Source organism: Enterobacter cloacae complex sp. HYC042_NIDB (assembly GCF_056673315.1).
In genome coordinates this window covers 1,593,502-1,605,742 of the sequence record NZ_CP109650.1, presented here as the reverse complement: position 1 = coordinate 1,605,742, position 12,241 = coordinate 1,593,502, and the positions used below count along the sequence as shown (strand labels likewise).

At 56.7% G+C, this 12,241-nt stretch carries 12 protein-coding genes; 7 read left to right on the top strand and 5 right to left on the bottom strand.

Annotated features, from left to right (window positions below; genetic code table 11):
- Nucleotides 1-345: 345 nt before the first annotated feature.
- Complete coding sequence (gene pgl / locus OKF39_RS07630) at nucleotides 346-1,341, bottom strand: 6-phosphogluconolactonase (RefSeq protein ID WP_479983642.1); 996 nt, start codon at nucleotides 1,339-1,341, stop codon at nucleotides 346-348.
- 140 nt (nucleotides 1,342-1,481) lie between these two features.
- Here pgl and OKF39_RS07625 point away from each other — a divergent pair, with 140 nt between their 5' ends.
- The gene (locus tag OKF39_RS07625) at nucleotides 1,482-2,300 is read left to right on the top strand and encodes a pyridoxal phosphatase (protein WP_045259940.1); all 819 of its coding nucleotides are present in this window, start codon (nucleotides 1,482-1,484) and stop codon (nucleotides 2,298-2,300) included.
- Here OKF39_RS07625 and modC read toward each other — a convergent pair whose 3' ends face one another.
- The 4 genes from modC to OKF39_RS07605 all read right to left on the bottom strand — a co-directional run bounded on the left by modC (nucleotide 2,301) and on the right by OKF39_RS07605 (nucleotide 5,152).
- Nucleotides 2,301-3,359: a molybdenum ABC transporter ATP-binding protein ModC gene (modC, locus tag OKF39_RS07620; RefSeq protein ID WP_126817774.1), complete on the bottom strand. Its 1,059-nt coding sequence runs from the start codon at nucleotides 3,357-3,359 to the stop codon at nucleotides 2,301-2,303.
- Nucleotides 3,360-3,361: 2 nt separating this feature from the next.
- On the bottom strand, nucleotides 3,362-4,051 hold the full coding sequence (gene modB, locus OKF39_RS07615) for a molybdate ABC transporter permease subunit (protein WP_041910749.1): 690 nt from the start codon (nucleotides 4,049-4,051) through the stop codon (nucleotides 3,362-3,364).
- Entirely contained in the window at nucleotides 4,051-4,824 is a 774-nt protein-coding gene (modA, locus tag OKF39_RS07610; protein ID WP_045259938.1) for a molybdate ABC transporter substrate-binding protein, read from the bottom strand. The genes modB and modA overlap by 1 nt, the downstream gene beginning before the upstream one ends.
- 178 nt (nucleotides 4,825-5,002) lie before the next feature.
- On the bottom strand, nucleotides 5,003-5,152 hold the full coding sequence (locus OKF39_RS07605; RefSeq protein WP_013097516.1) for an AcrZ family multidrug efflux pump-associated protein: 150 nt from the start codon (nucleotides 5,150-5,152) through the stop codon (nucleotides 5,003-5,005).
- Between the two features lie 127 nt (nucleotides 5,153-5,279).
- On the opposite strand from OKF39_RS07605, the gene modE reads away from it, so the two are divergent.
- From modE to galM, 6 genes are all read left to right on the top strand, one after another.
- A complete protein-coding gene (gene modE, locus OKF39_RS07600; RefSeq protein ID WP_047367754.1) occupies nucleotides 5,280-6,068 on the top strand; it encodes a molybdenum-dependent transcriptional regulator in 789 nt (262 codons plus the stop codon).
- 67 nt (nucleotides 6,069-6,135) lie between these two features.
- On the top strand, nucleotides 6,136-7,608 hold the full coding sequence (gene modF, locus OKF39_RS07595) for a molybdate ABC transporter ATP-binding protein ModF (RefSeq protein WP_199886740.1): 1,473 nt from the start codon (nucleotides 6,136-6,138) through the stop codon (nucleotides 7,606-7,608).
- A 200-nt stretch (nucleotides 7,609-7,808) separates the two neighbouring features.
- Complete coding sequence (gene galE / locus OKF39_RS07590) at nucleotides 7,809-8,825, top strand: UDP-glucose 4-epimerase GalE (protein WP_041910754.1); 1,017 nt, start codon at nucleotides 7,809-7,811, stop codon at nucleotides 8,823-8,825.
- 9 nt (nucleotides 8,826-8,834) lie between these two features.
- Nucleotides 8,835-9,881: a galactose-1-phosphate uridylyltransferase gene (gene galT / locus OKF39_RS07585; RefSeq protein WP_479983641.1), complete on the top strand. Its 1,047-nt coding sequence runs from the start codon at nucleotides 8,835-8,837 to the stop codon at nucleotides 9,879-9,881.
- A 2-nt stretch (nucleotides 9,882-9,883) separates the two neighbouring features.
- Nucleotides 9,884-11,032 (top strand): galactokinase, encoded by a 1,149-nt coding sequence (gene galK, locus OKF39_RS07580; protein WP_479983640.1) that lies wholly within the window; start codon nucleotides 9,884-9,886, stop codon nucleotides 11,030-11,032.
- Nucleotides 11,026-12,066, top strand: a complete 1,041-nt coding sequence (galM, locus tag OKF39_RS07575; protein ID WP_479983639.1) for a galactose-1-epimerase — start codon at nucleotides 11,026-11,028, stop codon at nucleotides 12,064-12,066. The genes galK and galM overlap by 7 nt, the downstream gene beginning before the upstream one ends.
- The last annotated feature ends 175 nt before the right edge of the window (nucleotides 12,067-12,241 follow it).

The window sequence follows — 12,241 nt, the reverse complement described above, 5'->3', positions numbered from 1 at the left end:
AGGCACCGTCGGCACCACCCGACAGCCAGGACTTAAAAAGGATCCTGAATTGCGGAACTGCAACACATCGAACCAACGCACAGAATGATATCAAATCACTACTGTACATAAAAACAGTTAAAACCAATTTAGGAATTTATAAAGCAAAAGCACTTAAGTGACTGATTATTATTTATATACTATTCACTGATCATTCCGTGTTCTCCTTTGTTCGTTGACGATGAATTTACATCGCCTTGAGTCGACATTATGATGACCCTGTTGGTTACGTTTTGATGTGCTCACCCGGCTACCACCGGGCATAAAAAAACCTCGCATCCGCGAGGTTTTTTTGTTTTAAGCCGCTTAGTGAGCGTTAACCACCACCCACATTGGCCCCTGACCTACCGCATAGCGTCCTTTCTCTTCCAGCAGGCCCTGCTCGCCTGTGATTTCATACAGCGCGATGTGGTGGGATTTCTGCCCCGCCGCAATCAGGTATTTACCGCTGTGATCGATATTAAAGCCGCGCGGCTGGGTTTCCGTTGGCTGGAAGCCCTCAATAGCCAGCACGCTGCCATCTTCGGAGACGCTAAACACGGTAATCAGGCTGGAGGTGCGGTCGCAGGCGTACAGATGGCGACCATCCGGCGTGATGTGAATATCTGCCGCCCAGCGAGTGTCAGAGAAGTCAGACGGCATCATATCCAGTGTCTGCACGCACTCAATCTGGCCGTTTGGATCTTTCAGCTCCCATACGTCCACCGAGCTGTTAAGTTCGTTAACGACGTAGGCATACTGCTGGTTCGTGTGGAATACCATATGTCGAGGACCTGCGCCCTCAACGGTGGTGACTTCAGCAGGATTCTGCGCCACCAGGTGACCATCGTCGCTCAGGGTGAACAGGCAGATTCGATCCTGCTTCAGCGCAGGCACCCACAGCGTGCGGTTGTCCGGGGAGATATTCGCCGAATGGCAGCCTTCCAGCCCTTCCACCACGTCGACAGTTTCTACCGGAATACCATCGTCAAGACGGGTCACGCTGACGCAACCGGCATTGTAAGACCCGCTAAAAATGAAGCGGCCTTTACGATCGGTCGAGATGTGGGTTGGGCTGCCCGGCAGTGGCGCTTCAGCGGTGTAGGTCAGCGCGCCGTCGTCAGGAGAGATGCGGTAGGCCAGCACGCGAAACTCCGGGCGCACACCCACGTATAAGAAACGTTTATCCGGGCTGACGACCATCGGTTGCACCTGGCCCGGCACATCAACAACCTGAACCAGCGTGAGCGAACCTTCTGCATTCAAGCGCCAGACGTGGATCTGCTGACTTTCAGGACTGGCGGTATAAACGGTTTGTTTCATGAATACTCCTTTCCTCACTGCACGTGAAAGTGATTATTTTTAACGGTGAATGCTGAATTTTAGCCAGGAATTTTGCAGCGATTTACTCTCGGTGTAACATCCCCTGAGACCTAAAATTCAACATTAACCCGGAAGAACAAATGACCTCGCGTGTGATTGCACTGGATTTAGACGGAACATTACTTACCCCTCAGAAAACCCTGCTCCCCTCCTCCCTTGAAGCGCTTAAACGCGCGCAGGAAGTGGGATATCAACTCCTTATCGTAACGGGTCGACATCACGTTGCCATTCACCCTTTTTATCAGGCACTGGCGCTGGATACACCTGCAATTTGTTGTAATGGCACTTATTTGTATGATTATCAGGCAAAAAAGGTTTTAGCCTCCGACCCGCTGCCGGTTCCCCAGGCGCTGCAGCTGATCGATCTGCTGGATGAGCATAATGTTCACGGCCTGATGTATGTGGATAACGCGATGGTGTACGAGCGCCCAACCGGCCATGTGGTACGCACCAGCAACTGGGCATTGTCCCTGCCAGAAGCGCAGCGTCCGGTCTTTACCCAGGTTTCCTCTCTGCGTCAGGCGGCCCAGGACGTTGAGGCTATCTGGAAGTTTGCCCTGACGGATGAAGACACCACCAAACTGAATACCTTCGCGAAACACGTCGAGGACACGCTGGGGCTGGAGTGCGAATGGTCCTGGCACGATCAGGTGGATATTGCCCGCAAAGGCAACAGCAAAGGCAAGCGCCTGACGCAGTACGTGGAATCGCAGGGCTGGTCAATGCAGGACGCGATCGCCTTCGGCGACAACTACAACGACATCAGCATGCTGGAAGCCGTCGGTACGGGCGTGGCGATGGGCAATGCCGACGACGCGGTAAAAGCGCGCGCTAACGTGGTGATTGGCGACAACACCACCGACAGCATCGCGCAGTACATTTATACCCACCTGCTGTAATCAGGCGGTGATCGAAACGCTCTTGATTTGCGCGTAAAGCCACAGGCCGGGCTTGATTGCTAACTCATCCCTGGCCCACGGGCTGATGCGCGCCCAGAGCGTCCTGCTACCCACGTCGAGCTTCACCTCTACCTGCCCGTTATCATCAAAACACTCCGCAACTTTGGCGCGCAGAATATTTCGAATACTGGTTTGCAGCGGCGGCTGCAGCACCAGCGAGACGTCCGACGCCTGGATGCGGATCCGCAGCGCGGACTGCAACGGTTTGTCGATCTTATTGACCCAAAGATGCTGGTCGCCCAGCGCCAGGGCGGTCATCGCGTAGTGCGGATGATGCTCCAGAACGCTCACCTTCAGGATGCTGCTCTGCTGTTCCCTGGGTAACCAGGGGTGCATCACGCTACTGCCCCACACCTCTTCCAGGTTGCCGAAGGCCTTCACGCTGCCCTCTTCCAGCACCAGCACTTTATCGGCCAGATGGAGGATCTCATCCAGTGAATGGCTGACGTAGAGCATCGGAATATTAATTTCGCGGGTCAGACGCTGCAGGTACGGCAGGAGCTCACGCTTGCGCGGAATATCCAGCGAGGCCAGCGGCTCGTCGAGCAGCAGCAGTTCGGGGGCGGTCAGCAACGCGCGGCCTATAGCCACACGCTGTTTCTCCCCGCCGGAGAGCGAGGACGGCAGCCTGTCGAGCAGGGGTTCAATGCCTAAAAGCGTCACCAGCTTATCAAACTGCCCGGCCATGCTTTTCGCCATACCGTAGCGCAGGTTGCCGCGCACGCTGTAGTGCGGGAACAAGCGCGCGTCCTGAAAAACATAACCGATGCGGCGTTTATCCGGCGAAAGGAAAATCTTGTTCTCCACGTCATTTAGGACGCGGTTGTTCAGGACAATGCGCCCTGACTGCGGGCGCGTCAGGCCGCTGATGGCGTTAATCAGAGACGTTTTACCCGCGCCCGACACGCCGAAGACGGCGGTGATGCCGCTCGCAGGCAGCGTCTCGTTAAGCGTCAGAGTATGGTTTCCCAGCGTCTGGGTGAAATTCAGTTCCAGCATCGTTATTTCCCCATCCGTTCGCGGCTTAGCCGTGCCAGCCATTCAGAAACCAGCAGCGAAACCAGGGCTAATACGATAGAGATGATGCACAGCCGCGCTGCGGCACTCTCTCCCCCTGGCGTCTGAATCAGGGTATACATGGCCGATGGGATGGTCCGCGTCTCGCCGGGAATGTTCGACACAAAGGTGATGGTCGCACCAAACTCGCCCAGCGAGCGGGCGAACGCCAGCACCGTCCCGACAATGATGCCCGGCAGCGTAAGCGGAAGCGTGATGGTAAAAAAGACGCGCCAGCGCCCGGCACCGAGCGTGCGGGCTGCCTGTTCGAGCTTCATATCCACGCCTTCCAGCGCGAGGCGGATCGCTCTGACCATCAGCGGGAATGACATCACCGCCGCCGCCAGTACCGCACCGCGCCAGCTAAAGGCAAAGGTGATTCCGAACCAGTCGTAGAGCTTTTCGCCGATAAAACCGCGTCGCCCCATCGAAATCAACAGCAGATAACCGACCACCACGGGCGGTAAAACCAGGGGAAGATGAAGGACGCTGTCGAGCAGCGCTTTGCCGGGGAACCGGCAGCGAACCAGTAGCCAGGCAAAAAAGATCCCAAAGGGCAAACTCAGCGCAACCGCCAGGGAAGAGACTTTAAGGCTCAGCAGAACAGCCTGCCATTCAGGATCGGTCAGTATCATCAGTGAGTCGTAAATCCATAACGTTTAAAGATTGCGGACGCCTCCGGCCCCTTCAGATAATCGCGGAAGGCCGTTACGGTCGCATTTTTATGTCCATCAACAATCGCCACAGGATATTCCACTTTCTTGTGGGAGTCCTCCGGGAAGGTTCCAACCACTTTTACGCCCTTGCTGGCAACTGCATCGGAACCATACACAATGCCCAGCGGAGCTTCGTTACGCTCCACCAGCGCCAGCGCGCCGCGCACATCTTCCGCCGGGGCCAGTTTTGGTGACAGGGTCTCCCACGCGCCCAGCTTTTGCAGCGCTTCTTTGGCGTAAATCCCGGCCGGAACGTGTTCCGGGTCACCCACCGCCAGACGGGCACCGTTCAGCAGGCGGGTCCAGTTTGTCTCTTTATTGATGGTGATTTCACCCTGCGTGCTGGCCTTCGGTGCAACCACAACAAGGCTATTGCCCAGCAGCGTTTCGCGGGTCGCCGCATCAATCGATTTCTTCTCCACCGCGTAGTCCATCCACTTCTGGTCAGCAGAGATAAACAGATCTGCCGGAGCGCCCGCTTCTATCTGCCGTGCCAGCGTAGAGGAAGAGGCAAAAGAGGAGACTACCTCGACGTTTTTCTCTTTTTTATACGCCGCCGCAATATCCTGCAGCGCGTTGGTCAACGACGCCGCCGCAAAGACCGTAATTTTACCTTCGTCCGCCAGCGCGTGTCCGGTAAGTGAAAGCGTCAGCGTTGCCCCTGCGAAAAGGCGTACCCATGAACGTGCCATCTGTAACTCCTGTGAGTAGCGTTATATACATATTAATATAACGGTATCGTCAGGGAGATCCCAGCGGTAATTCGTACCGCTCAAGGGGTAACACGGTGTGTTACGTTAAATAATATCGGCGAAAGTAAGAAAAGCTTGAGAGCAAAACGCCCGGGCAAGCCGGGCGTTTTGTGGGAAATTAATGCTGCTTTTTCGCACGGTCTCGGTGACCGATATTCGAAAAGACGTTGAACACTTCACCCAGGCCGTAGATGGCACCGAGGATGATGGCCATCACTACTGGTACCATGATCACGGCGAATACCAGACTTTTCAACAACTCTAACATGGTTTTCTCCAGATTTTGTGAATGGGCTATTCTACCCTGAAAAGTAAGAAAAACATCCCCTTTTGTGCGGTGCACTTTGCGCCCTGCACCATTTGGGTCACAATATTCTTTTTGCCAGGACACTGTTATGCAGGCCGAAATTCTTCTTACTCTCCGACTTCAGCAAAAGCTTTTCGCCGATCCCCGACGTATTGCCCTGCTTAAACAGATAGAACAAACCGGCTCAATTAGCCAGGGCGCTAAGAACGCCGGGATTAGCTATAAAAGCGCCTGGGATGCCATCAATGACATGAACACCCTGAGCGAGCATCCGCTGGTGGACAGAGCCACAGGGGGCAAAGGCGGTGGAGGTGCTGTTGTCACACGCTACGGCCTGCGCCTGATTCAGCTCTACGATCTCCTGGGCCAGATTCAGCAAAAAGCGTTCGATGTATTGAGTGACGACGACAACGTTCCGCTGGACAGCTTGCTGGCCGCCATTTCCCGCTTCTCGTTGCAGACCAGCGCCCGCAACCAGTGGTTTGGTACGGTGACGGCGCGCGATAATCTCCAGGTACAGCAGCATGTTGAGATCCTGCTTGCCGATGGTGTCACCCGTCTGAAAGCGGCGATAACGGCCCAGAGCGCAGAGCGCCTTGACCTGGATGAAGGTAAAGAGGTGCTGGTGTTGCTGAAAGCACCCTGGGTCAATATCACACGCGACCCGGACAAAGCAAAGGCGGCTGATAACCAGCTGCGGGGCACCATCAGCCATATCGAACGCGGCAAGGAGCAGTGCGAAGTGCTGATGCCCCTGGCAGACGGACAGGCGCTTTGCGCCACGGTCCCGCTCAGCGAGGCGAACGATTTAGAAGAAGGTGCTGTCGTCACCGCATATTTCAACGCGGACCGGGTGATTATCGCCACATTGTGCTGAGCGCATTGACAATCGTGACGAAAGTGCGTATCCCTGATATCTATTGCTGCAAAAAATGGGATACATCATGTCATCATTGCATATTTCGCAAGGTACGTTTCGTCTTAGCGATACCCGAACGCTGACGATTGCCGATCTGACAATACGCGCGGGTGAAAGCTGGGCGTTTGTTGGCACTAACGGCAGCGGTAAATCCGCGCTGGCCCGCGCGCTGGCCGGAGAGCTTACCCTTATCAAAGGCGAATGCCGGCGCGATTTCACGCGCCTGACGCGCCTGTCCTTTGAACAGCTGCAGAAGCTGGTCAGCGACGAGTGGCAGCGCAACAATACCGATTTACTCAGTCCTGGCGAAGAAGATACCGGCCGCACGGCGGCGGAAATTATTCAGGATGAGGTGAAAGATCCCGTCCGCTGTCAGCATCTGGCGGAACAGTTTGGCATTTCCGCGCTGCTGAACCGGCGCTTTAAGTACCTTTCTACCGGCGAGACGCGGAAAACGCTGCTGTGCCAGGCGCTCATGAGCCAGCCGGAGCTGCTGATTCTGGATGAGCCCTTTGACGGGCTGGATGTCCACTCCCGCGCCCAGCTGGCTGCCCTGCTGGACTCTCTGAATCAGGAAGGCTATACGATCGTACTGGTGCTGAACCGCTTTGATGAAATTCCTGACTTCGTGCAGAACGCGGGCGTGCTGGCAGACTGTAGCCTGATCGAAACCGGAGAAAAGTCCGCGCTGCTCCGACAGGCGCTGATTGCCCAGCTTGCGCACAGCGAAAAGCTGGCGGGCATTGCGCTGCCGGATCCCGACGCGCCGGCAGCACGCCACGGTCTCGATCCCCGGCAGCCGCTTATCGTCCTGCGCGATGGCGTAGTCTCCTATGACGAACGACCGATCCTGAATCACCTCAGCTGGACGGTCAATCCTGGCGAACACTGGCAGATTGTCGGTCCCAACGGCGCGGGGAAATCCACGCTGCTGAGCCTGATAACCGGCGATCACCCGCAGGGCTACAGTAACGATCTGACGCTGTTTGGCCGCCGTCGCGGCAGCGGCGAAACCATCTGGGATATCAAAAAGCACATTGGCTACGTTAGCAGCAGCCTGCATCTGGATTACCGGGTCAGTACCACGGTACGCAACGTGATCCTTTCCGGCTATTTTGATTCCATCGGCATTTATCAGGCAGTGTCAGATAAACAGCACAAGCTGGCCCAGCAGTGGCTGGATATTTTGGGGATGGATAACCGGGTGGCTGACGCGCCGTTTCATAGCCTGTCGTGGGGGCAGCAGCGCCTGGCACTGATCGTTCGCGCGCTGGTAAAACACCCTACGCTCCTGATCCTCGACGAGCCGCTGCAGGGGCTGGATCCGCTTAACCGACAGCTGGTCCGCCGCTTTGTGGACGTGCTGATTAGCGAAGGTGAAACGCAGCTGCTGTTCGTTTCACACCATACCGAAGATGCCCCCTCCTGCATCACCCACCGCCTCGAGTTTGTCGCGGACGGTGAGGGTTATCGCTACCTTCTCAGCAACGTAGATTAACCGCGGAGGGCACCGCCCTCCTCTTTTCAGATAACTTGCATCAATACATCGCTATCTCTTTGATCTAGAATGCTCTACGTCATCGAAAAAGCGGGTGTGAAAACGAGTGTAAACGATTCCACTATTTTATCCCATGTCACACTTTTCGCGTCTCTGTTATGCTATGTTTATTACATACCATAGGCCCAATGGAGCGAATTATGCGAGTTCTGGTAACAGGTGGTAGCGGTTACATCGGAAGTCATACCTGTGTGCAACTGCTGCAAAATGGTCACGATGTGATCATCCTCGACAACCTGTGCAATAGTAAGCGCAGCGTGCTGCCGGTGATTGAACGTCTTGGCGGTAAACAGCCGACTTTCGTGGAAGGCGACATCCGCAACGAAGCGCTGATGACCGAGATCCTTCACGACCACGCCATCGAAGCGGTCATCCACTTCGCGGGGCTGAAAGCGGTCGGTGAATCCGTTGCGAAACCGCTTGAGTATTACGACAACAACGTCAACGGTACCCTGCGTCTGATCTCCGCCATGCGCGCGGCAAACGTCAAAAACTTTATCTTTAGCTCCTCCGCCACCGTCTATGGCGATCAGCCAAAAATTCCTTACGTTGAAAGCTTCCCGACCGGTACGCCGCAAAGCCCATACGGCAAAAGCAAGCTGATGGTAGAGCAGATCCTGACCGACCTGCAAAAAGCCCAGCCGGAGTGGAGCATCGCATTGCTGCGCTACTTCAACCCGGTCGGTGCCCATCCGTCTGGCGATATGGGTGAAGATCCGCAGGGTATCCCGAACAACCTGATGCCGTACATCGCCCAGGTGGCGGTAGGCCGTCGCGAGTCGCTGGCCATTTTTGGCAATGACTACCCCACCGAAGATGGCACCGGCGTGCGTGACTATATCCACGTGATGGATTTAGCAGACGGCCACGTTGCAGCCATGCAGCAGCTGGCTGACAAACCGGGCGTGCATATTTATAACCTCGGCGCCGGGGTCGGCAGCAGCGTGCTGGACGTGGTTAACGCCTTCAGCAAAGCCTGCGGTAAGCCGGTGAACTACCACTTCGCTCCGCGTCGTGATGGCGACCTGCCTGCTTACTGGGCCGATGCCACCAAAGCCGATAAAGAACTTAACTGGCGTGTCACCCGCACGCTTGATGAAATGGCACAGGATACCTGGCACTGGCAGTCACGCCACCCGCAGGGTTATCCGGACTAAGGATCCGTCATGACTTCGTTTAATCCCGTCGATCATCCGCATCGTCGTTTTAACCCGCTAAGCGGGCAATGGATTTTGGTCTCTCCGCATCGCGCCAAGCGTCCCTGGCAGGGGGCGCAGGAGACGCCTGCAAAACAGACCCTGCCGCAGCACGACCCGGATTGCTTCCTCTGTCCGGGCAACACGCGCGTGACCGGGGATAAAAACCCGGACTACAAAAGCACCTTCGTGTTTACCAACGATTTTGCCGCCCTGATGACCGACACCCCGGATGCCCCCGCGAGCCACGACCCGCTGATGCGCTGCGAAAGCGCGCGCGGTACCAGCCGCGTGATCTGCTTCTCGCCCGATCACAGCAAAACGCTGCCGGAGCTGAGCGTGGACGCGCTGAAAGAGGTGGTCAGCACCTGGCAGGAGCAAACCGCTGAGCTGGGGCAGAGCTATCCGTGGGTGCAGGTGTTCGAAAACAAAGGCGCGGCGATGGGCTGCTCCAACCCGCATCCGCACGGCCAGGTCTGGGCGAACAGCTTCCTGCCTAACGAAGCCGAGCGTGAAGACCGTCTCCAGAAGGACTATTTCGCAGAAAACGGCTCCCCCATGCTGGTGGACTACACCCAGCGCGAGCTGGCTGACGGCAGCCGTACCGTAGTGGAAACCGAACACTGGCTGGCGGTCGTGCCTTACTGGGCCGCCTGGCCGTTTGAGACGCTGCTGCTGCCGAAAGCGCACGTTCAGCGCATTACCGATCTCAGCGACGCGCAGCGCGACGACCTGGCGCTGGCGCTGAAAAAGCTGACCAGCCGTTACGACAACCTGTTCCAGTGCTCCTTCCCGTACTCCATGGGCTGGCACGGCGCGCCGTTTAACGGCGAAGATAATCAGCACTGGCAGCTGCACGCCCATTTCTATCCGCCGCTGCTGCGCTCTGCAACGGTGCGTAAATTTATGGTGGGCTATGAAATGCTGGCGGAAACCCAGCGTGACCTGACGGCGGAACAGGCGGCAGAGCGTCTGCGTGCCGTCAGCGACGTCCACTATCGCGAATCAGGAGTCTAAAAATGAGTCTGAAAGATAAAACACAATCCCTGTTTGCTGAGAAATTTGGCTACCCTGCCACCCACGTAATTCAGGCGCCTGGTCGCGTCAACCTGATCGGCGAGCACACCGACTACAACGACGGCTACGTTCTGCCGTGCGCCATCGATTACCAGACGGTTATCAGCTGTGCGAAGCGCGACGACCGTAAAGTCCGCGTCATTGCGGCGGATTACGGTAATGAGACGGACGAGTTTTCCCTTGATGCCCCGATTGTGACGCACGACAGCCAGCAGTGGTCTAACTACGTGCGCGGCGTAGTGAAGCATCTGCAGAAGCGCAACAAGAATTTCGGCGGTGCCGATTTAGTCATCAGCGGCAACGTGCCGCAGGGTGCGGGCTTAAGCTCGTCGGCCTCGCTCGAAGTGGCCGTGGGAACCGTCTTCCAGCAGCTGTATCATCTGCCGCTGGAGGGGGCGCAAATTGCCCTGAACGGTCAGGAAGCGGAAAACCAGTTCGTGGGCTGCAACTGCGGCATTATGGACCAGCTGATCTCCGCGCTGGGCAAAAAAGAGCATGCTTTACTGATCGACTGCCGCTCGCTTGGTACCAAAGCCGTTCCCCTGCCAAAAGGCGCGGCCGTCGTGATTATCAACAGTAACTTTAAACGCACGCTGGTGGGCAGCGAGTACAACACCCGCCGCGAACAGTGCGAAACCGGCGCGCGCTTCTTCCAGCAGCCTGCCCTGCGCGACGTGACGCTCGATGAATTTAACAAAGTGGCGCACGAGCTGGATCCTGTCGTCGCCAGACGCGTGCGTCACGTGCTGACCGAAAACGCCCGTACCGTTGAAGCCGCCTCCGCGCTGGCGAAAGGCGACCTGAAACGCATGGGTGAACTGATGGCAGAATCTCACGCCTCCATGCGGGATGATTTTGAGATCACCGTGCCGCAAATCGACACCCTGGTGGAAATCGTCAAAGCGGTTATTGGCGATAAAGGCGGCGTGCGCATGACGGGCGGCGGCTTTGGCGGCTGCATCGTCGCGCTGGTGCCGGAAGAGCTGGTCCCTGCCGTCCAGGACGCCGTGGCGAAGCAGTACGAAGCACAAACGGGCATCAAAGAAACGTTCTATGTATGTAAAGCATCACAAGGAGCCGGACAGTGCTAAACGAAACACCTACCCTCGCACCGGATGGTCTGCCGTATCGCCTGTTAACCCTGCGCAACAGCGCGGGGATGGTGGTTACGCTGATGGACTGGGGTGCGACCCTGCTTTCTGCCCGCGTACCGATGCCGGACGGCAGCGTGCGCGAAACCCTGCTGGGCTGCGCCTCACCCGAGCAGTACGTTAATCAGTCTGCCTATCTGGGCGCGTCCGTCGGGCGCTATGCCAACCGCATCGCGAAAAGCCGTTTTGAGCTCGACAGCGTGCAGTACTCCCTGCTGCCAAGCCAGGGCGAGAACCAGCTTCACGGCGGTCCGGACGGGTTTGATAAACGCCGCTGGAAAATTGTTCGTCAAAACGACGGCGAAGTGCTGTTGTCGCTGGATTCGCTTGATGGCGATCAGGGCTTCCCGGGGAACCTTACCGCGTCCGCGCGCTTTACGCTGACGGACGACAACCGTATCGCTATTGAATACCGTGCGACGGTCGACAAGCCGTGTCCGGTTAACCTGACTAACCATGCCTACTTCAATCTCGACGGCAACCAGTGCGACGTGCGTAACCACAAGCTGCAGATCCTGGCGGACGCGTATCTGCCGGTTGACGAGATGGGCATTCCGTATCAGGGCCTGAAAGAGGTGAGCGGGACCAGCTTTGACTTCCGCAGCGCGAAAGTTATCGCCCAGGATTTCCTGAGCGATGACGATCAGCGCAAGGTGAAAGGCTACGATCACGCATTCCTGCTGCACGCCAAAGGTGATGTGAAGCAGCCTGCCGCACAGGTCTGGTCCAGCGATGAGAAACTGCAGATGACGGTGTATACCACCGCCCCTGCCCTGCAATTCTACTCGGGCAACTACCTCGGCGGCACGACGGCGCGCGAACACAATGAGTACAGCGACTGGCAAGGACTTGCGCTTGAGAGCGAGTTCCTGCCGGACAGCCCCAATCATCCTGAATGGCCGCAGCCGGACTGCGTGCTGCGCCCCGGTGAAGAGTACATTAGCGTGACGGAATACCATTTTATTCCGAAATGATTTCCAGCCCTCCCATCGGAGGGCTTTTTTCTGCGCGTCTTGCTGAAAATAGCGCCGATCGCTGACAAAATCCTAACCCTGGATTCACAAGCATCTTACACTCAGAGACTATTTTCGCTATGGTTAGGGTTAAGCGTTGCTGCTGGCACGGCCACAGCAATATAATGAGAATTGT